General features: G+C 60.3%; 20 protein-coding genes and 1 tRNA gene. 10 read left to right on the top strand and 11 right to left on the bottom strand.

The genetic code is table 11. From position 1 onward, the window contains the following. Positions 1–309 precede the first annotated feature (309 nt). Positions 310–1,194: a 6-carboxytetrahydropterin synthase gene (locus tag MUW49_RS08210; protein WP_041212847.1), complete on the bottom strand. Its 885-nt coding sequence runs from the start codon at positions 1,192–1,194 to the stop codon at positions 310–312. A 79-nt stretch (positions 1,195–1,273) separates the two neighbouring features. Between MUW49_RS08210 and MUW49_RS08205 the strand changes: the two genes are divergently transcribed. Further along, the gene (locus MUW49_RS08205; protein WP_041212846.1) at positions 1,274–2,617 is read left to right on the top strand and encodes a dihydroorotase; all 1,344 of its coding nucleotides are present in this window, start codon (positions 1,274–1,276) and stop codon (positions 2,615–2,617) included. Here MUW49_RS08205 and MUW49_RS08200 read toward each other — a convergent pair. Beyond that, entirely contained in the window at positions 2,607–2,921 is a 315-nt protein-coding gene (locus tag MUW49_RS08200) for a hypothetical protein (RefSeq protein WP_041212845.1), read from the bottom strand. The genes MUW49_RS08205 and MUW49_RS08200 overlap by 11 nt on opposite strands. A gap of 33 nt (positions 2,922–2,954) precedes the next feature. Here MUW49_RS08200 and MUW49_RS08195 point away from each other — a divergent pair. The 3 genes from MUW49_RS08195 (at position 2,955) to MUW49_RS08185 (ending at position 5,091) form a co-directional block, all read left to right on the top strand. Further along, positions 2,955–3,031: transfer RNA gene (locus MUW49_RS08195), tRNA-Pro, on the top strand. A 120-nt stretch (positions 3,032–3,151) separates the two neighbouring features. After that, a complete protein-coding gene (locus MUW49_RS08190) occupies positions 3,152–3,628 on the top strand; it encodes a hypothetical protein (protein ID WP_236749363.1) in 477 nt (158 codons plus the stop codon). Positions 3,629–3,831: 203 nt separating this feature from the next. Continuing rightward, entirely contained in the window at positions 3,832–5,091 is a 1,260-nt protein-coding gene (locus MUW49_RS08185; RefSeq protein WP_244812596.1) for a dicarboxylate/amino acid:cation symporter, read from the top strand. Between the two features lie 73 nt (positions 5,092–5,164). Here the strand turns inward: MUW49_RS08185 and MUW49_RS08180 are convergent, their stop codons facing one another. Continuing rightward, entirely contained in the window at positions 5,165–5,611 is a 447-nt protein-coding gene (locus MUW49_RS08180; protein WP_010674336.1) for an isoprenylcysteine carboxylmethyltransferase family protein, read from the bottom strand. 179 nt (positions 5,612–5,790) lie between these two features. On the opposite strand from MUW49_RS08180, the gene alr reads away from it, so the two are divergent. Beyond that, the gene (gene alr, locus MUW49_RS08175; protein WP_041212842.1) at positions 5,791–7,017 is read left to right on the top strand and encodes an alanine racemase; all 1,227 of its coding nucleotides are present in this window, start codon (positions 5,791–5,793) and stop codon (positions 7,015–7,017) included. A gap of 57 nt (positions 7,018–7,074) precedes the next feature. On the opposite strand, the gene MUW49_RS08170 is transcribed toward alr, so the two are convergent. From MUW49_RS08170 to MUW49_RS08140, 7 genes are all read right to left on the bottom strand, one after another. Then, on the bottom strand, positions 7,075–8,019 hold the full coding sequence (locus tag MUW49_RS08170; RefSeq protein WP_029314355.1) for a TerC family protein: 945 nt from the start codon (positions 8,017–8,019) through the stop codon (positions 7,075–7,077). Between the two features lie 435 nt (positions 8,020–8,454). Beyond that, the gene (gene oppF / locus MUW49_RS08165) at positions 8,455–9,450 is read right to left on the bottom strand and encodes a murein tripeptide/oligopeptide ABC transporter ATP binding protein OppF (RefSeq protein ID WP_010674333.1); all 996 of its coding nucleotides are present in this window, start codon (positions 9,448–9,450) and stop codon (positions 8,455–8,457) included. Continuing rightward, positions 9,451–10,431, bottom strand: coding sequence for an ABC transporter ATP-binding protein (locus tag MUW49_RS08160; RefSeq protein WP_010674332.1), 981 nt, complete (start codon positions 10,429–10,431; stop codon positions 9,451–9,453). Positions 10,432–10,539: 108 nt separating this feature from the next. Further along, positions 10,540–11,451 (bottom strand): oligopeptide ABC transporter permease OppC, encoded by a 912-nt coding sequence (gene oppC, locus MUW49_RS08155; RefSeq protein ID WP_010674331.1) that lies wholly within the window; start codon positions 11,449–11,451, stop codon positions 10,540–10,542. 14 nt (positions 11,452–11,465) lie between these two features. Continuing rightward, on the bottom strand, positions 11,466–12,386 hold the full coding sequence (oppB, locus tag MUW49_RS08150) for an oligopeptide ABC transporter permease OppB (RefSeq protein ID WP_010674330.1): 921 nt from the start codon (positions 12,384–12,386) through the stop codon (positions 11,466–11,468). 97 nt (positions 12,387–12,483) lie between these two features. Then, complete coding sequence (locus MUW49_RS08145) at positions 12,484–14,103, bottom strand: ABC transporter substrate-binding protein (protein WP_244812595.1); 1,620 nt, start codon at positions 14,101–14,103, stop codon at positions 12,484–12,486. Between the two features lie 279 nt (positions 14,104–14,382). Continuing rightward, on the bottom strand, positions 14,383–15,018 hold the full coding sequence (locus MUW49_RS08140; RefSeq protein WP_010674328.1) for a YchE family NAAT transporter: 636 nt from the start codon (positions 15,016–15,018) through the stop codon (positions 14,383–14,385). Positions 15,019–15,851: 833 nt separating this feature from the next. On the opposite strand from MUW49_RS08140, the gene adhE reads away from it, so the two are divergent. From adhE to MUW49_RS08115, 5 genes are all read left to right on the top strand, one after another. After that, positions 15,852–18,527 (top strand): bifunctional acetaldehyde-CoA/alcohol dehydrogenase, encoded by a 2,676-nt coding sequence (gene adhE / locus MUW49_RS08135; RefSeq protein ID WP_041215422.1) that lies wholly within the window; start codon positions 15,852–15,854, stop codon positions 18,525–18,527. Positions 18,528–18,855: 328 nt separating this feature from the next. Beyond that, a complete protein-coding gene (locus tag MUW49_RS08130) occupies positions 18,856–20,091 on the top strand; it encodes an HD-GYP domain-containing protein (RefSeq protein ID WP_069785661.1) in 1,236 nt (411 codons plus the stop codon). A 352-nt stretch (positions 20,092–20,443) separates the two neighbouring features. Further along, positions 20,444–22,135, top strand: a complete 1,692-nt coding sequence (locus tag MUW49_RS08125; protein WP_010674325.1) for a sensor histidine kinase — start codon at positions 20,444–20,446, stop codon at positions 22,133–22,135. After that, positions 22,132–22,836, top strand: a complete 705-nt coding sequence (gene btsR / locus MUW49_RS08120) for a two-component system response regulator BtsR (protein ID WP_041215425.1) — start codon at positions 22,132–22,134, stop codon at positions 22,834–22,836. Before MUW49_RS08125 ends, btsR begins: the two co-directional genes overlap by 4 nt. Positions 22,837–22,980: 144 nt before the next feature. Beyond that, positions 22,981–24,402: a carbon starvation protein A gene (locus tag MUW49_RS08115; protein WP_143237399.1), complete on the top strand. Its 1,422-nt coding sequence runs from the start codon at positions 22,981–22,983 to the stop codon at positions 24,400–24,402. Between the two features lie 62 nt (positions 24,403–24,464). Here MUW49_RS08115 and MUW49_RS08110 read toward each other — a convergent pair whose 3' ends face one another. Continuing rightward, a complete protein-coding gene (locus MUW49_RS08110) occupies positions 24,465–26,108 on the bottom strand; it encodes a mechanosensitive ion channel domain-containing protein (RefSeq protein ID WP_029314351.1) in 1,644 nt (547 codons plus the stop codon). Positions 26,109–26,543: the final 435 nt, after the last annotated feature.

The following is a 26,543-nucleotide window of genomic DNA, read 5'->3' as shown; positions in this document are numbered from 1 at the left end:
CGTGGCAGGAAATAACAGAGAAGTTGGAGTGGGCAATGGTGTATTTATCCAAAAACGGCAAAAAGAGTAGGCAGAGAAAATCCAAGCAAAACAACACGTTAGACGGTATTATTAATTCGCTTGCCGCTTAAGGTTCTGTACATGATCAGGGCATAGAGCGGGTCGCCGAGACCAGCAAGCAGCTCGACTCCCTTGCCGAGCAGCAGGAGGGGCTGGTCCAGCGCTTCCGCCTCAGTGCCTGATGGCCACGACCCGATACGACAAGGCCCCGCATTGGCGGGGCCTTTTCATGGCAGCGAAGAACCTGGCTCAGGCGTAGGCGATGGCGCCCTTGCCGACCCCTTCATAGGCGACAATCTTGACGAACTTGTCCCCTACCTGCTTCTTCACCTCGCGGGCGATGTAGTGGGCCAGCAGCTCGATGGTAGTGTCGGTGTCGATCATCTCCACCTCCACCGCCGGCATGGCGAGCTGGAACAGCCCCTGGGGCGCCACGTACTTGAAGCCGATGTAGTGAGCGTCCCCTTCTTTCAGTGACGCCTCGGCCCGCTCGCTCAGGGCGAGTTCGCCAAGGGCCACTCTGTCCTCTTCGGTGCCCAGGTAGATGTCGGCCCAGCGCTCGGCCCAGTTGAACTCCAGCTCCTCGTCACGCTCTCCATCCACCAGGATCTCGACGGGAGAGCGGTGGCCGTGGGCGATGCGCTGGCAGTTGCCGTCGTGCTTCTTGAGGCCGTGGCTGTAGTGGTAGAAGGCGCCCTCGATGCGCTCCGAACGCAACGTCAGGGAGAGATCCTTGATGTTGCCGGGCAGACGCTTGGCCAGTACCCCCAGCAGATAGCGGGTCACCGACTCTTTATCCACCTGGGGGGCGGGAATGAAGGCAAACCCTTGGGTCGGGCAGCGCAGGTGGATGGCGCGACCCGGACGCAGCAGATCCACGGTACTCTCGTCGTTGTCCAGCGCGTGGACATGGACCAGGGGACATTCCGTCGGCACCAGCAGCTTGTGATCCACCTCTTCATCGATGATCGACTTGATGAGCTTCTTCACCCGACCGAAGTCCAGCAACATGCTCATCTCGTTGAGCTCGCCGCTCATCTCGATGTCCACCAGCCAGCTCTCGCCCACCATGCCGCGGCGCTCGCATAAATAGCTGGAATCGATCACAGTCAAATCTCTAACAAATAACTTCATTACTCAGGCCTTGCTACAGAGAAAGGGCGGTTTGCGCTATTATGACCCGCGATCACTGACAAAGGAACCGGACTCCCCCATGAACAAATTGCTTATCAAGAATGCCACCCTGGTCAACGAAGGCCGCATCTATGCCTCCGACGTCCTGATCGAGGGTGAGCGGATCGCCCGCGTCGCCCCGGACATCAGTGCCCCCGATGCCGTGGTGATCGATGCAACGGGCCGTCATCTCATCCCCGGGATGATCGATGATCAGGTCCACTTCCGGGAACCCGGCCTGACCCACAAGGGAACCATCGCCAGTGAATCCCGGGCCGCCGTGGCCGGTGGCACCACCAGCTTCATGGAAATGCCCAACGTCAATCCCCAGACCACCACCATCGAAGCCCTCGAAGCCAAATACCAGATCGCCGCCAACTCCGCCGCCGCCAACTACAGCTTCTACCTGGGTGCCACCAACGACAACCTGGAAGAGATCAAGAAGCTCGATCCCAAGCAGTCCTGCGGCATCAAGATCTTCATGGGGGCCTCCACCGGCAACATGCTGGTGGACAACCAGGAGACCCTGGCAGCCATCTTCCGCGAGAGCCCGGTGATGATCGTCACCCACTGCGAGGACACCCCGTCCATCAAGGTGCTGGAAGACGAAGCTCGCGCCAAGTGGGGCGAAGACGTGCCCATGCGCGAGCACGGCCGCATCCGCAGCGCGGACGCCTGCTACAAATCCTCCAGCATGGCGGTCTCCCTGGCCAAGCAGTACGGCGCCAAGCTGCACGTGCTGCACCTGACCACGGCGAAAGAGCTCTCACTCTTTACCGCCACCCCGGATCTGAAGGATCTCAAGGACAAGAACATCACCGCCGAAGTGTGCGTCCACCACCTCTTCTTCAACGAGGCGGACTACGACACCCTGGGCAGCCAGATCAAGTGCAACCCGGCGGTGAAGAGCGCTGCCGACCAGCACGCCCTGCTGGATGCGGTACGCAACGACGTGCTCGACATCATCGCCACCGACCACGCTCCCCACACCTGGGAAGAGAAGCAGAACAGCTACTTCAAGGCGCCCTCCGGCGTGCCCCTGGTGCAGCACTCCCTGCAGGCGCTGCTGGAGCTCTACCACAACGGCGTCTTCTCGCTGGAAACCATCGTCAAGAAGACCTCCCACGCGGTGGCCGAGCGCTTCCAGGTGCAGGATCGCGGCTACATCCGGGAAGGTTACTTCGCCGACCTGGTGCTGCTGGATCTCGGCAAGCCCTACGTGGTCACCGACAGCAACCTGCTCTACCTGTGCGGCTGGTCCCCGTTCAACGGCTACCGCTTCCAGAGCACCATCGAGATGACCCTGGTGAACGGACAAATAGCCTGGCAGAACGGCCAAGTCACCGACAAGGTATTGGGCAAGCGACTCACCTTCAACCGCTGATCTGGATGATGACCGCTTCCAGCGCGCCCTGCTTGAGATGACCCTGGTCAACGGGCAAATAGCCTGGCAGAACGGCCAAGTCACCGACAAGGTATTGGGCAAGCGTCTCACCTTCAACCGCTGATCTCGGCTTGAGAGCATCACGCCAAACGGCCACCTCCGGGTGGCCGTTTTTCCTGCAAGACAGCGGTGAGGTGCCGACAAAATGCACCACTGGTCGCACTTTGATCCGAAGTTGCTCGCAAAGCAGGCAAACGATCTCGAACCTGAATTTCCCCTGTTGACAGGGTCGGGGCATCTCCATAAACTCCCTCCCCGTCAGCCGAGCTGACTCCGTCGGTGTGTAGCGCAGCCAGGTAGCGCATCTGCATGGGGTGTAGAGGGTCGGAGGTTCGAATCCTCTCACACCGACCAAATTCCCCGAGAAAGGCCTTGTCAGACGACAAGGCCTTTTCTTTTATGGTCTTCCACCGCGATTGTCTCTCCGATCCCTTTGTGCTGTAGTAAAACCCCCTTTGCCAAGCGGCCCGCATCATGTTGCCTTCCCTTCGTACTTTCTGCACCCTTGCCCTCAGCGCCCTGCTGGTCGGCCAGCTCGCGGGCTGCGCCACCGCCTATGACAGTGAAAAATCGTTCTGGAATGGCCAGACCGGTTTTTCACAGACCCAGCTTGGCCCGGCCCGCTGGCAACTGGAGTTTGTGGGAAACGATCTGGTGGACAGGGAAACGGCGCGCAAATACGTGCTCAAGCGGGCCGGTGAGGTGGCACTGGCAAAGGGATACCCCTGGATTCGGGTCGAGACGCTGACCCTGTCGCGGGATGCCGTCAGGGTCACCCCGACCCGCCCCCAATTCGGGTTCGACGAGTACGAGCCAGACACCTTCATGGACGACATGCAGGTGGAACATCGCACCTCGGCCCTGCTCGTCTTCACCCTGGAGGCCAGCCCCCGGGACGCACAGAGCATGGAAGCCGTTTATCTCGCAAAAGTTAAAATAAACAGCGATTAATACAAATAAATCACAAGATGCATATCAAATGCAGCTAACAATAGCGCAAAACTCCGAAACAAGTCACTGGATTTCCCCTTCGCGATTAGGCATGCTCCAGCACACCGGCTGTCTGGATTCCACCGCCCGGATCACAAAAAAGGACTGAGGCGGCCCCTCGCCGCCTGCACAGGCATTGCACCTATCGAAACCGGAACTCCCCCATGAAAATGAACAAGTTGACCGTTGCCATCCTCATTGCGATGTTGCTTGGCATCGTGACCGGGCAGGGTTATCGCCTGCTCGCGCCCGCACAGGCCGCAGGCTTTGCCGATGACATCACCCTGCTGACCGACATCTTCCTGCGCCTCATCAAGATGATCATCGCCCCCCTGGTGTTCACCACGCTCGTGGTCGGCATCGCCAAGATGGGTGACACCCGCACCGTGGGCCGCGTCGGCGTCAAGACCCTGGGCTGGTTCATGCTCGCCTCCCTGATGTCCCTGACCCTGGGGCTGGTCATGGTCCACCTGATGCAACCCGGGGTGGGGCTCTCCCTCTCTCTGCCCGATGACGGCACCAGCTCAGGCGTGGTTGCCACCGCCATCTCCCTCAAGGATTTCGTGACCCACGCCATCCCGAAAAGCGTGGTCGAGGCGATGGCCACCAACGAGATCCTGCAGATCGTGGTCTTCTCCCTCTTCTTCGGGCTGGCCGCCGCCGCCCTGGGGGACGACGCCAAGCCCGTGGTCAAGCTGATGGCCAGCGGCGCCGAGATCATGCTCAAGGTGACCGGCTACGTGATGAACTTCGCCCCGTTCGCGGTGTTTGGCGCCATCGCCGCCATGGTCGCCAAGGAGGGGCTCGGCATCCTCGCTACCTATGGCACCTTCATGGCCCAGTTCTATCTGGCGCTCGGCTGCCTATGGCTGCTGCTCATCGCCATGGGCAGCCTCTTCATCCGCCGCCGCATCCTGACACTGCTCGCCCTCATCCGCGAGCCCATCCTGCTGGCCTTCTCCACCGCCAGCTCCGAGGCGGCCTACCCCAAGACCCTGGACAGGCTGGAGAAATTTGGCTGTGACAAGCGCATCGCCAGCTTCGTGCTCCCCATGGGCTACTCCTTCAACCTGGACGGCTCCATGATGTACTGCACCTTCGCGGTGATGTTCATCGCCCAGGCCTATGGCATCGAGCTCTCCACGGCCCAGCAGATCACCATGCTGCTGCTGCTGATGGTCACCTCCAAGGGAATGGCCGGGGTGCCCCGCGCCTCCCTGGTGGTGATTGCCGCCACCCTCAACCAGTTCCACATCCCGGAAGCGGGCATCCTGCTGCTGCTCGGTATCGACCACTTCCTCGACATGGGGCGCTCCGCCACCAACGTGCTGGGCAACGCCATCGCCGCGAGCGTGGTGGCCAAGAGCGAAGACAGCCTGGGGGAGACCGCCCCCCTCGGCGAGGTGGACACCGCCAAGGCGTGATCCCCCCTGACCCCCATGACAACGGCCCGCTTCTGCGGGCCGTTGTCATATGCCTGATGGGGCACGCCGCGCCTCAGCACCAGCGCCTGACCTGTCGGCAATAGTCGTCATAGGCATCGCCGAATTGTCGCCGCAGCGCCTGCTCCTCCGCCAGGATCTGGAAGCGGGTAAGCCAGCCCCAGAGCAGCAGCGGCCCGAGCCACACTGCCATGCCTCCCAGATAGCACGCCAGCGCCAGGGTCCAGCAGAGCAGCCCCAGGTACATGGGATTGCGGCTGATGCGATAGACGCCCCGGGTCACCAGCACCCGGCTGCTCTCCAGCCGCTGGGGGTGCACAGTGGTGCGCTGCTGCCAGAAATGCAGAAGCGCACCGCCCCCCAGCAGGGCTCCCGCCAGCCACAGCGTGGCGACCAGCACCAGCCACAGGGGCGCCGCCCTCCCCTCACCCCGCCCCAGCCACATGGCGAGCACGATGACGACGAACAGCAGCAACGGTGGAATCCGCAACGTCAGCTTCATATTTTCTTCCTGCAACACGTGCCACGATTGACGCCGTTGAGATACACTCCCAGAGTCGGCATCTGGATAAAAAGTGAAATATATCATTAGCATAGCAACATGCTATGACCAGCCCTGCCGCAGCTCGCCTCAGCGATGAGCCCAGCCTCAACTCAAGACAATAAGAAAGGACTTGCCCCATGCACAAGAAAACACTGCTCGCGACCCTGATTTTTGGCCTGCTGGCCGGCCAGGCGGTCGCCGCCCCCTATCTGCCGCTCGCCGACGACCACCGCAACGGTCAGGAACAGACCGCCGCCAACGCCTGGCTGGAAGTGGATCTCGGTGCCTTCGAGCACAACATCCAGACCCTGAAGAATCGCCTCGGTGACAAGGGCCCGCAGATCTGCGCCATCATGAAGGCGGACGCCTACGGTCACGGCATCGACCTGCTGGTCCCTTCCGTGGTCAAGGCAGGCATCCCTTGCATCGGCATCGCCAGCAACGAAGAAGCACGTGTTGCTCGCGAGAAGGGCTTCGAAGGTCGCCTGATGCGGGTGCGGGCCGCCACCCCGGATGAAGTGGAGCAGGCCCTGCCCTACAAGCTGGAGGAGCTCATCGGCAGCCTGGAGAGCGCCAAGGGGATCGCCGGCATCGCCCAGCGCCATCACACCAACATCCCGGTGCACATCGGCCTGAACTCCGCCGGCATGAGCCGCAACGGCATCGATCTGCGCCAGGACGATGCCAAGGCCGATGCCCTGGCCATGCTCAAGCTCAAGGGGATCACCCCGGTCGGCATCATGACCCACTTCCCGGTGGAGGAGAAAGAGGACGTCAAGCTGGGGCTGGCCCAGTTCAAGCTGGACTACCAGTGGCTCATCGACGCCGGCAAGCTGGATCGCAGCAAGCTCACCATCCACGCCGCCAACTCCTTCGCCACCCTGGAAGTGCCGGAAGCCTACTTTGACATGGTGCGCCCTGGCGGTATCATCTATGGCGACACCATTCCCTCCTACACCGAGTACAAGAAGGTGATGGCGTTCAAGACCCAGGTCGCCTCCGTCAACCACTACCCGGCGGGCAACACCGTCGGCTATGACCGCACCTTCACCCTCAAGCGCGACTCCCTGCTGGCCAACCTGCCGATGGGCTACTCCGACGGCTACCGCCGCGCCATGAGCAACAAGGCCTATGTGCTGATCCATGGCCAGAAGGCCCCCGTCGTGGGCAAGACTTCCATGAACACCACCATGGTGGACGTCACCGACATCAAGGGGATCAAACCCGGTGACGAGGTGGTCCTGTTCGGACGCCAGGGTGATGCCGAGGTGAAACAATCTGATCTGGAGGAGTACAACGGTGCCCTCTTGGCGGACATGTACACCGTCTGGGGCTACACCAACCCCAAGAAGATCAAGCGCTAAGCAAATTGCTGACATGAAAAAGGGCTCCCCATGGAGCCCTTTTTTTTACTGCGCCGTTCACGCCGCCTTTTTGCGGGTCATCAGCAGACTCAGCCCCATGGAGGCCAGCAGGATCAGCGCCACCACGCCAAGGGCGATGCCGGTCGGTATCTTGAAGATATCGAGCAGCAACATCTTGACCCCGATGAACATCAGGATCAGCGCCAGGCCGTATTTGAGCAGGGCGAAGCGATCGGCCACCCCGGCCAGCAGGAAGTACATGGCGCGCAGGCCCATGATGGCGAAGATGTTGGAAGTGAGCACGATGAAGGGATCCGTGGTCACCGCGAATATGGCCGGGATACTGTCCACCGCGAAGATGAGGTCGCTCACCTCCACCAGCACCAGGATGAGCAGCAGCGGGGTCGCGTAGCGCACACCGTCACGCCAGACGAAGAACTTCTCCCCCTCCAGCGTCTCGGTCACCTTGAAGCGACGACGCATCCAGCCGAGCAGGGCATTGTTCTCGAGATCCGGCTCCTTGTCGGCCGCCCACAGCATCTTGGCACCGGTCAGCAGCAAGAAGGCCCCGAACAGGTAGAGGATCCAGTGGAACTGCTCGATGAGCCAGCTGCCCGCGAACACCATGCCCGCGCGCATCACGATGGCCCCCAGCACCCCGTAGAGCAGGACCCGGCGCTGCAGCTCCGCCGGGATGGCGAAGTAGCCGAACAGCATCAGCCAGACGAAGACGTTGTCCACCGCCAGTGCCTTTTCGATGAGGTAGCCGGTGAGAAACTCCAGCCCCTTCTGGTTCGCGATCTCGCGCCCGGCACTGTGATCCAGCCAGAGCCAGATGGCCAGGTTGAACAGGAGCGCCACGCTGACCCAGATGAGAGACCAGATGCCCGCCTCTTTCAGCGACACCTTGTGCGCCTTGCCGCCACCGACAAAGCGGATATCAATCCACAACAGGACCAGCACTATGCTGAAGAAACCGGTCCACATCCACCATTCACCCATTTTCACTTCTCCCAAAACGACAAAACCCACGGCCGGGAGGCAGTGGGTTCGCGTTTGGAGCAGATACACCTTGCCTCTCGGCAAGGTCTCACTTACAGCCGATTGACATCGACTGCCCGGCTGCCGGGTGCACTGCAGGATATGGGTGCACCGTAATGACGACAAACCGGCGAGAAGTTACTCCCCTTGTGCGGCGGATAGTAACAGTCCGGGAAGATGGCGCCAAGAGGCATCTTATCCCCCATGCAATAAAAAGGGCGCCAGCACGCGCCCTTCTCGATACGGTTCTCCTTAGAACCTGTTTACGAGCTGTCGCGAGAGGTCGTCAACAAGGTAAAGAGCAGCGCAGGAACCGGAATGTATATGAATACATGAGGATTCCGAGCAGCGCATGAGCCTTGATCACGGCCTCGCAGCAAGATCGTTAACAGGTTCTCAGAGCGGGTCCACCTTGAGGCAGGAGACCGCGTGGTCGAAGTTGCCCTCGAGCTGGGGCCGGGTCTTGGCGCACTCCGGGCCTGCCACCGGGCAGCGGGTGCGGAATACGCAACCGGACGGCGGGTTCATGGGGGATGGCAAGTCCCCTTCCAGGATCTGGATGACCTTGCTGCGCTCCAGATCCGGATCCGGGATGGGGACCGCCGACATCAGCGCCTTGGTATAGGGGTGCAAGGGGTTCGCGAAGATCTCCTTGCCGGTACCGAGTTCCACCGCGTTGCCCAGGTACATCACCAGCACCCGATCGGAGATGTGTTTGACCACGGAGAGGTCGTGGGCGATGAAGATGAGGGAGAGCCCCATCTCCTTTTGCAGGGATTTGAGCAGGTTCACCACCTGAGCCTGGATGGAGACATCCAGCGCCGAGACCGGCTCGTCACAGATGATCATCTTGGGCTCGAGGATGAGCGCCCGGGCGATGCCGATGCGCTGGCACTGGCCGCCTGAGAACTCATGGGGGTATCGGTTCACCAGGTTCGGCAACAGACCCACCTTGGTCATCATGGCACGCACCTTCTCCTTCACCTCTTCCCTTGGCAGGGTCGGGTAGAAGGTGATGAGGGGCTCGGCGATGATGTCCCCTATGGTCATGCGGGGGTTCAGGGAGGCCAGCGGGTCCTGGAAGATCATCTGGATCTCCTTGCGCTTCTCCCGCAGGGCGTTCTGCTCGAGCTTGGTCAAGTCCTGCCCAAGCCACACCACCTTGCCGTCGGTGGCCGGTACCAGGCCGATGAGGGCACGGGCGAAGGTGGATTTGCCGCAACCGGACTCCCCCACGACGCCCAGGGTCTCCCCTTCGTAGAGGCGCAGGGTCACCCCGTCCACCGCCTTCAGGGCGGAGGGCTTGGCCCAGGGCCAGGCCTTGTCACTCTTGATATGGAAGTGAACCTTGAGGTCGGACACTTCCAGCAGCAGTTTCTTGTCAGTACCCATTTAGTTCACTCCCTTGATCATGGCATCCGATACCCAGTGGCACGCCCGCTCCCGGCCGTCGTTGAACGGTGTCAGGATCGGCGATTGCTGGCCACAAATCTCGCTCACCCGGTGGCAACGCTCCTGGAAGGGACAGCCGGCGGGCAAACGCAGCAGGTTGGGCGGATTGCCCGGAATGGTGGGCAGCTCTTCCCCTTCGGTGTCGAGGCGGGGAATGGCGCGCAGCAAGCCTTCGGTATAGGGGTGGCTCGGGCGATAGAAGATATCGTTGACCCGGCCGTACTCCATGGTCCGGCCTGCATACATCACCAGCACCTTGTCGCAGATGCCGGCCACGACGCCAAGATCGTGGGTGATCATGATGATGGCGGTGTTGAACTCGCGCTTGAGCTCGTTCATCAGGGTCATGATCTGGGCCTGTACCGTCACGTCCAGCGCCGTGGTCGGCTCGTCAGCGATGAGCAGCTGCGGCCGGCACAGGAGCGCCATGGCGATCATCACCCGCTGGCGCATGCCGCCGGAGAACTCGTGGGGGTACATGTTCATCCGCTTGCGCGACTCGGGGATCTTCACCGCATCCAGCATGCGCACCGACTCCTCGAAGGCGGCAGCCTTGGTCATCCCCTTGTGCAGCATCAGCACTTCCATCAGCTGATCCTTGACCTTCATGTAGGGGTTGAGCGACGTCATGGGGTCCTGGAAGATCATGGCGATCTTCTCGGAGCGGATCTTGTTGAGCTTGTGCTCCGGCAGATTGAGGATCTCGTCCCCCTGAAATTTGGCCGAGCCGGTGATGACACCGTTCTTGGCCAGCAGCCCCATGATGGCAAAGGCAGTCTGGGACTTGCCTGAGCCTGACTCCCCGACGATCCCCAGGGTTTCGCCGGCAGAAAGAGAAAAGTTGAGGTCGTTGACGGCCACCACATTGCCGTCCGGGGTCTTGAACTCGACCCGCAGATCTTTCACATCCAGTAATTTCATCTCAGTACTCCTTATCGCGCTGTCGTGATGGGGGCCTGCCCGTGGTGAACGCGGTGCGTTCCCTGAACGGGTCTGATGGCCCCTTGGCGTCTTGCCGGTCCCTGGGTATCAGCGATCCTTGGGATCCAGGGCATCACGCAGACCATCCCCGAGGAAGTTGAAGCAGAACAGGGTCACCACCATGAAACCGGCGGGGAACAGGAGTTGCCAGATGGCCACTTCCATCGACTTGGAGCCTTCATCCAGCAGGGCGCCCCAGCTGGTCATGGGCTCTTGCACGCCCAGACCCAAGAAGCTCAGGAAGGATTCGAACATGATCATCCCCGGCACCAGCAGGGTGGCGTAAACCGCCACTATGCCGAGCACGTTGGGCACGATATGACGGGTGATGATCTTCCACTTGGAGACGCCGCAGACGTGGGCCGCCTCGATGAACTCCTTGCTCTTGAGACTCAGGGTCTGGCCGCGCACGATCCGCGCCATGTCGAGCCAGCTCACCGCGCCGATGGCGAGGAAGATGAGGGCCAGATTGCGACCGAAGAAGGTCACCAGCATGATCACGAAGAACATGAAGGGGAAGGCGTTGAGGATCTCAAGCACGCGCATCATCAGGCTGTCGACGCGACCGCCGATAAAGCCTGACGCGGCGCCGTAGAGGGTGCCGATGATGACGGCCACCAGGGCCCCCATGATACCGACCATCAGGGAGATGCGTCCGCCGAGCAGGGTACGCACGAACAGGTCGCGCCCCAGGCTGTCGGTGCCGAACCAGTGGCCGGTCTCCATGTCCGGGGCACTCTGCATGGCCCCCCAGTCCGGGTCATCGAACGTGTACTGGGACAGGTGGGGCCCCACGATCACCGCCAGACCGATGATGGTCAGGATGATGAGGCTGGTCAGGGCCGCCTTGTTGCGCAGGAAACGGCGACGGGCATCCTTCCACAGGGAGCGTCCTTCCACCACTTCCACTTTCTGGGCGAACGCCTCGACGGCTTCGCGCTTTTCAGTTGTGACTACCATGATGAACTCCCGGCTTAGTAACGGATCTTGGGATCGATGACGGCATAGAGAATATCGACCACGGCGTTAAAGGTGATGGTGAGGGCGCCGACCAGAATGGTCAGACCGAGCACCATGGAGTAATCACGGTTGAGGGCACCGTTGACGAACAACTGGCCGATCCCCGGCAGGCCGAAGATGGTCTCGATGACCACGGAGCCGGTGATGATGCCCACGAAGGCCGGTCCCAGGTAGGAGACCACCGGCAGCATGGCCGGGCGCAGCGCGTGCTTGAGGATGATGTGGCGCAGAGGCAGCCCCTTGGCGCGGGCGGTACGGATGAAGTTGGAGTTCATGGTCTCGATCATGCTGCCGCGCATGATGCGGGAGATGGCCGAGATGTAGTACATCATCATGCCGAACACCGGCAGTACCATGAACTGGGCGCCGCCCCCCTGCCAGCCCCCCGCCGGGAACCAGCCCAGATAGATACTGAAGAAGAGCACCAGCAGCGGTGCCAGCACGAAGCCGGGTATCACCACCCCGGCCATGGCCGACGACATCAACAGGTAGTCGATGAGGGTGTTCTGTTTCAGGGCCGCAATGGTGCCGAAGGTGACCCCCAGGGTCACTGCCAGCAGGAAGGCGACCGAGCCTATCTTGGCGGAGACAGGCAGGGCCTGGCTCACCAGATCATTGACGGTGAAGTCCTTGTATTTGAAGGAAGGCCCCAGATCCCCCTGGACCAGGTTGCCGAGGTAAGTGAGGTATTGCATGCCGATGGGCTTGTCCAGGCCATATTTGGCTTCGATGTTGGCCAGGACTTCCGGCGGCAGGGCGCGTTCGCTGGTAAAGGGGTTACCCGGAGCGAAGCGCATCATGAAGAAGGAGACGGTGATCAAGACCAGCAGAGTCGGGATCGCTTCCAGTAGACGTTTAAGGATGAATTTCAACATAGACATTTCCTGTCCTGTACTGCTTCCAAAGGGTCGCGGTTGTAATAAAGGCCCGCCGTCTGGCGGGCCCTGCTTGTTATGCGACTTGTTTCTTTACTCAGTGAGCAACGATGTACATGTCTTTGCTGTAGATGTTGTCCAGCGGGTTGGCCGGGTAGCCGCCCACGTAGGGCTTGACCATGCGGGAGGTCACGTACTGATAGATGGGGGCGATCGGCATGTCCTTGGCCAGGATCTCTTCGGCCTGGACATAGAGCTTGTTGCGCGCCTCGGCATCCACCTGGTTGCGGGACTCGCTCATCAGCTTGTCGAAGGCGGGGTTGGAGTACTTGCCGTCGTTGTTGCCGTGGGTGGTCTGCATCAGATCCAGCATGGAGGAGGCTTCGTTGTAGTCCGCGATCCAGCCGGCGCGGCCCACGTCGAAGTTACCCTGCTTCTTGGTCTCCAGGTAGGTCTTCCACTCCTGGTTCACCAGGCTCACCTGCACGCCGAGCTTCTTCCACATGGAGGCGACGGCCACGGCCACCTTCTTGTGGTTGTCGTCGGTGTTGTAGAGCAGCTCGAACTTGAGCGGCTTGCCCGGGCCGTAACCGGCTTCGGTCAGCAGCTCTTTCGCCTTGGCATCGCGCTCTGCCTGGGTCAGCTTGGACCAGGCCGGCGCCACCGGCTTGAAGCCATCTACAAAGTCAGGCACGAGCGTGTAGCCCGGGGTTTCGCCCTTGCCCATCACCTTGTCGGCGATCACGTTGCGATCGATGGCATAGGAGAGGGCGGTACGCACCCGCACGTCGTCAAACGGCTTGTGCTTGAAGTTGTACTGGTAGTAGTAGGTGCCCACATAGCCGCTGACCTTTACTTCGTCCGGCAGCTCTTTCTTCATCTGCTTGAAGCGTTCGATGGGCATGTTGTAGGTCAGATCCACTTCGCCAGCCAGATAGCGGTTCAGCTCGGCGTTGGTGGACTGGATGGGCAGGTAGGTCACCTTGTTGATGACGGTCTTGCCGTTGTTCCAGTAGTTGGGGTTGCGCTCGACGTCGACGCGCTCGTTGACCACCCAGTCCTTCAGCACGTAGGCGCCGTTGGATACCATGTTGCCGGGCTGGGTCCACTTGTCACCGAACTTCTCGATCACCTTCTTCGGGACCGGATAGGTGGTGGTGTGGGAGAGCATGCTGACGAAGTAAGGCACCGCCTTCTCCAGCTGCACCTCGAAGGTATGATCGTCCACCGCCTTCACACCCAGAGTGTCGGCCGGCTTCTTGCCCGCGATGATGTCAGTGGCGTTGACGATGGTCGGGATCTCCATGTACCAGGAGTAAGGAGAGGCCGTCTTGGGATCCACCGCGCGCTGGAAGGCAAAGACGAAGTCATGCGCGGTGACGGGATCCCCGTTGGACCACTTGGCATCCTTGCGCAGGTGGAACACGTAATGTTTGTTGTCCTTGGTTTCCCAGGACTCGGCGACGCCGGGCAGGGTCTCACCCTTGGGGCCGGAGGTGACCAGCCCCTCGAACAGGTCGCGCAGGATATTGGATTCTACCGTTCCCTCGGTCTTGTGCGGATCCAGGGTGGCGGGTTCGGAACCATTGCCTTTCACCAGGGTTTGCTCGGGAGCAAGCTTGGTACCGGCGGGGACATCGGCGGCGTGAGCCAGGGTGGCGCCACCGAAAAGTGCAGTCAATAAAAGGGTATTAATAATTGTTTTTCTATGAGTCATTTCCATACTCCAACAAGAACATTCCATGCATTTGTTATCCACGAGACAAACACCTCGCTGCCCGCATAATTCCCTGACAATTCTGATAATGCAATAGATATCATCAGGAACAGGCCGCTTTCATGGTCAAAAAAACAACTTAAACCATTTATTCAGCATTTAAATATCCCGAGGCGGTCGTTTTTCGTACAAGGCCGCTCGATTCTAGGAAATGACCAACAAAAAAGAAACAATAAAAAGCCGGTCACAAGGACCGGCTCCGACAAAAACGGACCTGGCTCACACCAGACCGGGGAAGACTCCCTTGATGCCCGCCACGATGATCTCGATGCCAAGGGACATCATGATGAGACCCATGATACGGGTCACCACGTTGATGCCGGTGTTGCCCATCAGCTTGAACAGCAGGGGAGCAGCCCGGAAGATGAGCCAGGAGCAGCAGGCAAACGCCACCACCACCACGAACATGCCGGCCATCTGGGGCAGGGTCTTCTGGCTGGCATAGACGATGGAAGAGGAGATGGCACCGGGTCCGGCCATCAGCGGCAGTGCCAGGGGCACCACGGCAATGGATTCACGCGCAGCCAGTTCACCCTTCTCCTGCTTGTTGTGCTTCACCTCCCCCAGCTTGCCCTGCAGCATGGACCAGGCGATCAGGGTAATCAGCGAGCCACCGGCAATGCGAAACGACGCCAGGGAGATGCCGAAACTGTCGAGGATGAGCTGTCCCATGCACATGGAGACCATCAGGATGATCATCACGGCAATGTGGGCGGTGGTGTTGGTCTTGCGTCGCTCCTCCGGCGACATGTGGCCCGTCAGGCTCACAAAGACCGGCAACAGACCCAGCGGGTTGATGATCGCGAACAGGCCGACGAAAAATTTCAGGTATAAAGAGAAGTCTATTGCTGCCATAGGCGCCATCCAGAACCAATACGAGCCACAAGGGGCCAGCCCCCAAACTGCGCGTAAATTTACACCATGGCTTTTCCCTTCTCCAATCAAATAATCTCACCCTTACCGGGGCTTTTTAGTTAGTTCCGCTAATGTATCGACAAAATTCAACATATCGGGTTGTTAAGGGAGAGAGGCCGCCATTAACATCGCCTGGTGCCATGGCAGCGCGTTATATCACCCCTCAGCCAAGAGACGATATTTTCGGTAAATGGCGCCCTTGCTTCTCACCACGCCTGCTTGCCGCCCCCACCCGCTCCTGTGACCCCGATTTTTGGCCTTTCTCACCCTGGTACGGCGCCAGTGGGGCCGGTTGTGAAGAGGTGCCGCGCTCCCTGCCACCGCCAGATGTGCTGTTTCGCCAGGGTGACTGGATGAAAACAACAACCCCTTTCTCAACATAAATGAAACGTCAGGGGAGTGGACGTTATGCCACCATCACGGCGATACCGCCTCCCCCCATCCCGGTCAAGGCGAGAATTCATCAGATCCCCTTCCCTGAGCAGATATTCCAAGGGCGCATGACAGCAGCTCGTGATGCCAAGAAAGGATGACACACTCCCGTAACATAATGGTGCGACAAGGGGTGAAACAAAATTTCTTTTGTTCTTTTGTTACATATGATCCAGATCAATCTTTTCTGACACATCTCGACCCTATAATCGAGCCAGAAAACAGTTTACTAAGGCATGTAAATACCCCGTTATGGTGATTCTCGCCTTGACAAGGTGGCTATAATTGCCGGGCATTGCCAAGGTCTTACTAAACAGTTTTCAAATCATCAGGAGATAAACATGGCAGTAACCAATTTGGCTGAACTGGATGCACTGGTTGCCCGCGTCAAAGAAGCACAGCGTCAATTCGCCAGCTTCTCGCAAGAGCAGGTAGACAAGGTCTTCCGTGCCGCCGCCCTGGCCGCCAGCAACGCCCGTATCCCCCTGGCCCAGATGGCCGTGGCTGAATCCGGTATGGGTATCATCGAAGACAAGGTTATCAAGAACCACTTCGCCTCCGAATACATCTACAACGCCTATAAAGATGAAAAGACCTGCGGCATCCTGAGCCAGGACGACGAGATGGGCACCATCACCATCGCCGAGCCGGTAGGCATCATCTGCGGTATCGTACCGACCACCAACCCGACTTCCACTGCGATCTTCAAGGCCCTCATCTCCCTGAAGACCCGCAACGCCATCATCTTCTCCCCGCACCCCCGCGCCAAGAACTCCACCAATACCGCTGCCAAGCTGGTACTGGATGCTGCCGTGGCTGCCGGTGCGCCGAAAGACATCATCGGCTGGATTGATCAACCCTCCGTCGAACTCTCCAATGCCCTGATGCGTCACGACGACATCAACCTGATCCTGGCCACCGGTGGCCCGGGCATGGTGAAGGCCGCCTACTCCTCCGGCAAACCCGCCATCGGCGTGGGTGCGGGCAACGTGCCCATCGTCATCGACGAAACCGCCGACGTGAAGCGTGCCGTCGCCTCCATCCTGATGTCCAAGACCTTCGACAACGGCGTGGTCTGTGCCTCCGAGCAGGCTGTCATCGTGGTCGACTCCATCTACAATCAGGTCAAGGAGCGTTTCGCGACCCACGCCGGCTACATCCTCTCCAAGGACGAAGCGGACAAGGTGCGTAAAGTGCTGCTGATCAACGGCGCCCTGAACGCCGACATCGTGGGCCAGCCTGCCACCAAGATCGCCGCCATGGCCGGTGTGACCGTGCCTGCCACCACCAAGATCCTCATCGGTGAAGGTCTGGAACTCTGCGCGGAAGACGAGTTCGCTCACGAGAAACTCTCTCCAACGCTGGGTATGTTCCGTGCCAAGAACTTCGAAGAAGCCGTCGAAATGGCCTGCGACATGGTCAACATCGGTGGTATCGGCCACACCTCCGGTCTCTATACCGACCAGGATCGCAATGCCGACCGCATCAAGTACTTCGGCGACAAGATGAAGACCGCCCGTATCCTCATCAACACCCCCTCCACCCAGGGTGGTATCGGTGACCTGTACAACTTCGCGCTGGCCCCGTCCCTGACCCTGGGTTGCGGCTCCTGGAGTGGTAACTCCATCTCCGAGAACGTCGGTCCCAAGCACTTGATCAACAAGAAGACAGTCGCAAAACGGGCAGAAAATATGCTGTGGCACAAACTTCCGAAATCCATCTACTTCCGTCGTGGTTCCCTGCCGATCGCCCTGGGCGACCTGGAAGGCAAGAAGCGCGCCATGGTGGTGACCGACCGCTTCCTGTTCAACAACGGCTATGCCGATGAAGTGGTTCGCCTGCTCAAGAAGCTGAACATGGAAGTGGAGATCTTCTACGAAGTGGAAGCCGACCCCACCCTGTCCGTGGTCCGCAAGGGCGCCGAGATGGCCAACTCCTTCAAGCCGGACGTGATCGTCGCCCTGGGTGGTGGTTCACCCATGGATGCCGCCAAGATCATGTGGGTCATGTACGAGCACCCGGATACCGCGTTCGAAGACCTGGCCATGCGCTTCATGGACATCCGCAAGCGTATCTACAAGTTCCCGAAAATGGGCGTGAAGGCCGAACTGGTCTGTATCACCACCACGTCCGGTACCGGTTCTGAAGTGACCCCGTTTGCGGTCGTGACCGACGACGCCACCGGCATGAAGTACCCGCTGGCCGACTACGAGCTGACCCCGAACATGGCCATCGTGGATGCCAACCTGGTGATGGGCATGCCCAAATCCCTGTGTGCCTTCGGTGGTATCGACGCCGTGACCCACGCCATGGAAGCCTATGTCTCCGTGCTGGCCAACGAATACTCCGACGGTCAGGCGCTGCAAGCCCTGAAACTGCTGAAGGACTACCTGCCCTCCAGCTACATCAACGGCGCCAACGACCCGGTTGCCCGCGAGAAGGTGCACAACGCCGCCACCATCGCCGGTATCGCGTTTGCCAACGCCTTCCTGGGTGTGTGCCACTCCATGGCCCACAAACTGGGTGCGGAGTTCCACATCCCCCACGGTCTGGCCAACGCTCTGCTGATCAGCAACGTCATCCGCTACAACGCGAACGACAACCCGACCAAGCAGACCGCGTTCTCCCAGTACGACCGTCCGCAGGCTCGCCGTCGCTACGCCGAAGTGGCTGACCACCTGGGCCTGACCGCTGCCGGTGACCGTACCGCCGCCAAGATCGAGAAGCTGCTGACCTGGCTGGACGAGCTGAAGGCCACCCTGGGGATCCCGGCCTCCATCCGCGAAGCCGGCGTGAACGAAGCGGACTTCCTGGCCAAGGTAGACCAGCTGGCGCTGGAAGCCTTCGATGACCAGTGCACCGGCGCCAACCCGCGCTACCCGCTGATCACCGAGCTGAAAGCCATCCTGATGGACACCTACTACGGCCGTCCCTTCATCGAGGAAGCCCCTGCTGCCGCCCCGGTTGCAGCCAAGGTCGACACCAAGGTGGACAACAAGAAAAAATCCAAGGCCTGATAAACGCCACGGATGACAAGAGCCCGCGCACATGCGCGCAATGCTGTTCACTTAAGAGAATTTGAGTTCCAGTCCACGTAGTATCAGGACAAAAAAGCGAGGGAGGCATGATGCCTCCCTCTTTCTATTGCAAGCCCCGCTGGATAAAGGCTGGAGGAAGATCGACTGGACACAGCCTTGCCCCCTCAACTCAAATCCAATTTATGAATAATCAGTCAAAAAAGTGCTTATCTGAACAGCATTGCGCACATGCGCGGGCTTTTTTGTTTGTCTATCTGTTTAATTTTGCTAGCTTGTTGATAGGCAAATTCGACAGAAGAGCTAGTCCATGGCGCTGATACAGGCCTCCATCGAGCAGTTGAGAGTCGGCCACTACATCCATCTTCCCACGGGATGGACGAGCCACCCTTTCATGTTCAACGCCTTCAAAATCAAGGACCAGCAACAGCTCGACATCATCCGCCACCTCGACCTGACCCTGCTGATGGTGGATCCCGACAAGAGCGATCTGCCGGTCGAGCCCCTGCTGCGGGCCGAACCCGTCCCCTCTCTTGAGATGAGCGACACGGGGGATACCACCTCCTCTTCTGAGGGCCCCACCTTCGACGAAAAGGCGTTCAGGCGCTCCCTTCGCATCGCGGACAAGGCGTTCGGTCAATCCCTGTCAGATCTTCGCGACGCCCTTGGCGCCCTCAACCTCAAACCGGACGAAGGCTTGGCCAATACCGCACAGATAGTGCGCAGCACCGCCGCCCGTCTGGCAGAACACCAGGGGCCGCTCGGTCTGCACCTTATCCGCAGCCAGAACACGGATACCCTGCTGCAACACAGCCTGAGCGTGGCCTTCATCGCCATGCTGATGGCACGGGAGCTTGGCATGAATCCCGTCGAGATCGAGGAGACCGGTCTGGCGGGCCTGCTCCACGACATCGGCGAGCTCAAGATCCCGAGCCAGATCATCCAGAAGCGGGGGGAGCTCAGCAAGGCGGAGCAGAATTTCCTCAACATGCACCCCCAGTACGGACTGGAGATGCTCAACCAGTTGCAGGCTTTCGAACCCAGGATCCGCGAGGTCGCCTACCTGCATCACGAACGCCTCGATGGCAGCGGTTTTCCCCTCGGGATCAAGGGCGACAAGATCCCCCCCCTCGCCCGCCTCATCGGGCTGGTGGATCACTATGACGAGCTGCTTCACCCGCGCAGCGGCCTCAACCCGCCGGGACCCAGCCAGGTGATCGGCCAGCTCTACAAGCTCTCCCAGAAGAAGTTCGAGCAAACCCAGGTCAGGTTGCTGATAAAGGTGCTGGGGGTCTATCCGCCGGGTTCCCTGGTGCGCTTGGATGACGATGCCCTGGCCCTGGTGCTCTCCACCGAGCCCAGCATGCCCCTCAGACCCAAGGTGCTGCCCTACCTCAAGGGACAGCGACCGGAAGGGGTGGCCATGATCGATCTGCGGGAAGATGCGCGAAGCATCGTCGCTCCCCTCAGACAGGAAGAGCTGGACGACGCGCAACGCGCCTTTTTCGGTCTGGGTCGGCGGGTCTGTTACTATTTCGCCTTCTGAGTTATCCCCAGAAGCTGGGGATAACTCATTGGACAAACCTGAATAATTGCTCAGGTCCCCTCGAAATCGTCCACCATTGGAGCTGGATAAAAAACGCCCAGCCGATGGCCGGGCGGAGCATGCCACATCCGTGTGGTGTATCCGGTGGATACCTTCATGCTCGCATCAGCAATATCAAGCGGGCACCGATTACACAAATATCAATTTAACGTGCTGATTTTATATGGTTTTATTTTTCCATTCTGGCAAACTGCCGCAGCGTTCAGCCCGCAGCCCGCATCAAGACGGGCTCAGGCTCACCCTGCGTCATGACAACGCCCGGCTCCGGCGTGGTGTTTGAGGAAGCTTTTTTATGCAACTAGTCCTCTCTCTGCTCCAGCAGATGAGCGTCAGCCTGGTCATCGCCTACCTTTTTTCCAAAAGCCCCCTGTTGCGTCCCCTGGCCAACTACTCCGTCAGGCTGCCCCACAAGGTGCTCATCTATGTCATCTTATCCTGCTTTTGCATCCTGGGAACCTATGTGGGCCTCGACATCGATGACGCCATCGCCAACACCCGGGCGGTCGGTGCCGTACTGGGGGGACTGCTGGGCGGCCCCCTGGTGGGATTCCTGGTGGGGCTGACCGGCGGCCTGCACCGCTATACTCTGGGGGGGTTCACCGATCTCGCCTGCGCCATCTCCACCACCTGCGAGGGGCTGTTGGGGGGGCTGGTGCACTGGCGGCTGATGAGGGCAGGCAGGGTCAATGACCTCTTTGCACCCAGGGTCGCCTTCTTTACCACCTTCGTGGCCGAGATCATGCAGATGGTGATCATCCTGCTGGTCGCCACCCCCTTCGACAAGTCCCTGCTGCTGGTGCGCACCATCGCCACCCCCATGATCCTCGCCAACTCCTGCGGGGCGGCGCTCTTCATCAGCATGATCCGCGACCAGCAGCGGATGTACGAAAAGTTCTCCCGGGTCTTCTCCGCCAAGGCGCTCACCATCGCCAACCGTACCGTCGGCATCATGAGCCAGGGGTTCACTCCGGAGGCCAGCGGCAAGATAGCCCATATCGTTCAGGAAGAGACCGGCGTCGGCGCCGTCGCCATCACGGACACCGACAAGATCCTCGCCTTCATCGGCACCGGAGAAGATCACCACAAGCCGGGCACCCCCATCACCTCGGCGATCACCCTGCAAGCCATCGCCCAGAACAAGGTGCTGTTCGCCGATGGCAACAGCCAGCCCTATCGTTGCAGCATCTCCCCCCAGTGCCAGCTCGGTTCCGTGCTGGTGATCCCCCTGCAGGGTGACGAGGGGGTGATCGGCACCATCAAACTCTATGAGCCCAAGAAGCGGCTCTTCCTCAAGATCAATCACACCCTGGGAGAAGGGATCGCCAACCTGTTGTCCCAGCAACTGCTGGCAGGCCGCCTGGAGCAGCAGCAGCGCCTGCTGGTGCAATCCGAGCTCAAGCTGGTGCAGGCACAGATAAACCCCCACTTCCTGTTCAACACCCTCAACACCATCAGCGCCATTACCCGCCGCGATCCGGGACGGGCACGGGAGCTGCTGCTGCACCTCTCCCGCTTCTTTCGCAACAACCTCAAGCGCCAGAGCGGCCTGACCACGCTGCGTGAGGAGCAGGAGCACTGCCTCTCCTACCTGGAGATAGAGCAGGCCCGCTTTGGCGAGCGGCTCACCGTCATCAACGAGATCCCGCCCCACCTTGCCGAGGTGCAACTGCCGAGCTTCACCCTGCAGCCCCTCATCGAGAATGCCATCAAGCACGGCATCTGCTCCCTGCTGGGAGAGGGGCGACTTCGCCTCTTCGCGAGGGAAACCCCCGAGGCGATCACCCTTTGCGTCGAAGACAACGCCGGGGCCTGGCAGCCATCCGGCCAGGGGGATGGTCTGGGGATGAGCCTGGTGGACAAGCGCCTCAAGAGCGCCTTTGGCGAGCGCTATGGCATTGACGTCCAGTGGGAGCCGGAGCAATGGACCCGGGTCTCCCTGACACTCCCACGACAACCCCGCACCACCGCCAAGGAGATGACATGATCCGCACCCTGATCGTCGATGACGAGCCCTATGCCCGCGAAGAACTGGCAGAGCTGCTGGCCAGCGATCCCGACATCGAGATCCTGGGCATGGCGGGCAACGCCATCGAGGCGCTCGGCCTCATCCAGCAACTCAAGCCGGATGTGGTGTTTCTCGATATCCAGATGCCCAAACTCAGCGGCATGGAGCTGGTGGCCATGCTCGATCCCCTGCCCCGCATCGTCTTTGTCACCGCCTTTGACGAGTACGCCATCCAGGCGTTCGAGGAGAACGCCTTCGATTACCTGCTCAAGCCGGTGGAGCCGGCGCGCCTCGCCAAGACCCTGGCGCGGCTCAGGCAGGACATCACCCCGCAACCGGTCGGGACCCTGGCCCCGACCATCCACCATATCCCCGGATACCTGCACAACCGGGTGCGGCTGCTCCCAACCTCCCAGGTGGAGTACGCCTTCTCCGATCTCGGCGGCGTCCATGTCGCCTGCCAGGGCGAGCTGTTTCACACCCAGCTCACCCTCAAGTCCCTCGAGGAGAAGACCCCGCTGCTGCGCTGTCACCGCCAGTATCTGGTGGCCCCGGCCGCCATCTTCGAAATCCGTTTGCTGGAGAATCAACTGGCGGAGATCGTGACCCCGAGCGGGGCCCGGGTACCGGTCAGCCGCCGCTACCTCAAGGAGCTAAAAGACGAGCTGGGACTGGAATAAAGCGGGGTGCGATGTGCGCCGGATCACAGCGGGCAACCACTCGGGTCGCCATGTCGCCGCTCACCCCCTTTCACCTACCGTTAACAGAAGTCCCCACCTACACTGGCTGCGCACACCAAAAAATAACAAAGCAGGAGCGTAGCAATGATCTGGTTCTTCCTCTGTGTCGGCTTACTTGTAGCCGGCTACTTCATATACGGCAAATTCATCGAACGGATATTCGGGCCCAAACCCGAGTTGAAGACCCCCGCCATCACCATGGCGGACGGGGTGGACTATGTCCCCATGTCGGACAAGAAGGTCTACCTGGTTCAACTGCTCAACATCGCCGGCGTCGGCCCCATCTTCGGCCCCATCCTGGGTGCCCTCTATGGTCCGGTCGCCATGCTCTGGATCGTCTTTGGCTGCATCTTCGCCGGTGCGGTCCACGACTATTTCTCCGGCATGCTGTCGGTACGCGCCAGGGGCGCCTCGGTGCCGACCGTGGTCGGTGAGCACCTGGGCACCGCCGCCAAGCACTTCATGAACCTCTTTGCCGTGGTGCTCCTGATGCTGGTGGGCGTGGTCTTCGTCCTGAGCCCGGCGGGCCTGCTCGCCAACCTCACCTCCACCGATCTGGTCTACTGGATTGCGGCCATCTTCGCCTACTACATCCTCGCGACCATCGTCCCCATCGACAAGATCATCGGCCGCTTCTACCCCATCTTCGGTGCGCTGCTGGTCTTCATGTCGGTCGGCCTCATCATCGGCCTCATCGTCTCCGGCAAGGGCTTCTACAACACCGGGATGGACTTCTCCAACCTGCACCCGACGGATCTGCCGCTCTGGCCGCTGCTGTTCATCACCATCGCCTGTGGTGCGGTCTCCGGTTTCCACGCCACCCAGTCCCCGCTGATGGCGCGCTGCATGCAGAACGAGAGCTCCGGTCGCTTCATCTTCTACGGGGCCATGATTGGGGAAGGCATCATCGCCCTCATCTGGTGCACCCTGGGTCTCTCCTTCTACGACAGCACCGAGGCACTCAACGCCACCCTGGCCAGCGGCGGCCCCTCTGCCGTGGTGCACGAAGTCTCCACCAGCCTGCTCGGTACCGTGGGCGGCATCCTGGCGATCCTCGGCGTGGTGATCCTGCCCATCACCTCCGGTGACACCGCGTTTCGCAGCGCCCGCCTCATCGTGGCGGACTTCCTGAACCTGACCCAGAAGCCCATGGCCAAGCGTCTGCTCATCGCCATCCCCATGTTCATCCTTGGCTTCATCATCTCCAAGGCAGAGTTCGGGGTGATCTGGCGCTACTTCGGCTGGGCCAACCAGACCACCGCCGTCATCATGCTGTGGGCTGCGGCCGCCTACCTCATCAAGGAAGGCAAGCTGCACTGGGTATGCACCATTCCCGCCATCTTCATGACCGCAGTGGTCATCACCTACCTGGCCAACGCCCCCATCGGTTTCGGCCTCGAGATGAATGTTTCCACCATCATCGGTCTGGTGAGCACCGCCCTCATCACCCTCGCCTTCCTGGTAAAATTCAGGCCCTCCCAACTGAGAGAGGCCAAGGAGAGCTGAGGCATCAGCTTCTCTTCATGACAAGAGGCCCGGCATTGCTGCCGGGCCTCTGCTTTTTGTGGTCACTCTCTGGCGGGGGGCTCGGCGGAATCGGGCGCCCGGGCCGGCGCCTGATACCACTGCTCCCTGGCCACCAGCACAGCCTGTTCCGGCTGGGCAATGAAGTTGGGGGACATGATCTGCACCCCGAACTCGTTGAAGACATCCTGAATATGGCCATGGAGCTCCGTCTTGACCACCGCAGGGAGTTCGCTTGCCTTCATCCTCACCTGCAACTCGTACTCCACATACCAATCCTGCAGATGCAACTGCCGCACCAGGGGAGCTTCATCCTGATTGAGCCGGGTGCAGCGCCGCGCGGCCAGCTCCAGCATGGCATGTACCTGACGCCAGGGGGTGTCATAACCGATGGTCACCTTGGTCAACAGGGCCACTCCCTTCTCGCCCGCCAGCCGTGTCAGGTTCACCACCTTGCCCCCCACCACCACTGCATTGGGCAGCGTGACCTCGTGATCCTGGCGCGTCACCAGCTTGGTCGAGAGGGCATTGAGCTCGCTCACCATCCCCTCCACCTCGCCGATCTGCACCAGATCCCCTGGCCGCAGTGCGCGGGAGTAAATGAGCACCAGGCCGCTCATGGCATGGTTCATGATACCGGCCGATCCCAGTGTCACCATCAGACCGAAGAAGACGCTGATCCCCTTGAAGGCATCGGAATCCGCACCCGGCAGATAGGGGTAGGCCACGGTCAGGGCAAACAGCCAGATCACCACTGACAGCAGTCGCCGGGTGGCGCCTATGGTCTCGGCGTGCAAACCCTGCACCCGAAACTGGCCACGCTCGATGCGGTCGAAGAGGATGGCCAGCATCTTGATGAAGAAACGGGTGATGACCACGATAAGCAGCACGGTTACCAGACCGGGCATGGCGGCAATCATGCCCTCCAGCATGTCGCCACACAGGGCAAACAGGGATTCCCCAAGCTGATAGCTCCAGGCCCGGGTCTGGGGGAACAGGCCGAGCACATAGGTCAGCCAGCCATAGGTGAGCATGAAGATGAGCAGCAGCGTGATGAGGCCGAGCAAGCGGACCTCGACATTCCCGGTGACCTGGCGCCAGGAGTGGGGGACCAGCCCCTTCTGCAGCAACAGGCGGTTGGCCAGCCACTTTCTGACTCGCCGATGCCCCCGCTGCAACAGCCAGATGAGGCCGAAGAAGATCAGGCTGACCACCACCGCCAAGCCGACGGCTCTGAGCAAATAGGGGGTCGAGTGCAGCTCGAGATACTTGATGCGCACGCCGTCGAGCCGATGCAGGACACGTTCGGCCGCCTGATCCAGGGTCAGCTCGTCGAATTCATCAAGGTCCCCTTCCAGCAGCACCAGAATGCGCTTGCCATTGACCAGAAACTCCCGGCTCTCCTGGCCGTGTCGACTGCCTTTCGTCACGGCCACAGGCGTCATGAGGTCGCTTGGCTCCATCCGCTGAACTCGCTCATGGGCCAGCCGTACCCTGGCCGCCCCATCCAGGTTGCCATATTTAGCCGTCAGCATGACGATGGGTTCATGAAGCAGGACCAGGGTCTGTGCCAACTCCTGCTCATTGGGCTCCATTCTGGGTTCGGCGGTCCAGCCGAGGCGGGACCACAACAGGCAGATCAGCAACAGGCCAAGCCGCCATCCTTTGCCACTGCACCATTCGTTCATCAGGTTCACCTCTCACCTTGCCCGGGCATCCATTGCTGCTTGATTTTATCTAACCAAATCAATTTTGTGTGTTAAATGAGCAACCGATGAACCATGCCTGTACCGCCACACCAACTCTCCGATTGCAGACTTGCACCGACGGCATATGCTGTCATTATTGCCGAAGCCTCGACTCGACAATCGAAGCATTGTTAGCGACTCAGACGGGAGAAATCGATGGTACTTGACTACATTGCCCTGGGGATCCTGGTGTTTGTCGTCTTGGTCATGTTCTTTGACATCCTCCCCAACCTTAGCGCTTCGCGTCACAGGAGGGGGATTCCCATTACTGGGTGATAGCTGCTCGCGCAGTACCGGGTTCCTGCTTCATCGGGCGGCCTGATTGCACCACGCCTCCACAGGCTAAAACGGCGTGTCCCGCCGCTAAAATATTGC

This window comes from Aeromonas sp. LsrichE-8G (assembly GCF_022869435.1).
Lineage (GTDB): Bacteria > Pseudomonadota > Gammaproteobacteria > Enterobacterales > Aeromonadaceae > Aeromonas > Aeromonas caviae.
This window is presented reverse-complemented; position numbering and strand designations above follow the sequence as displayed.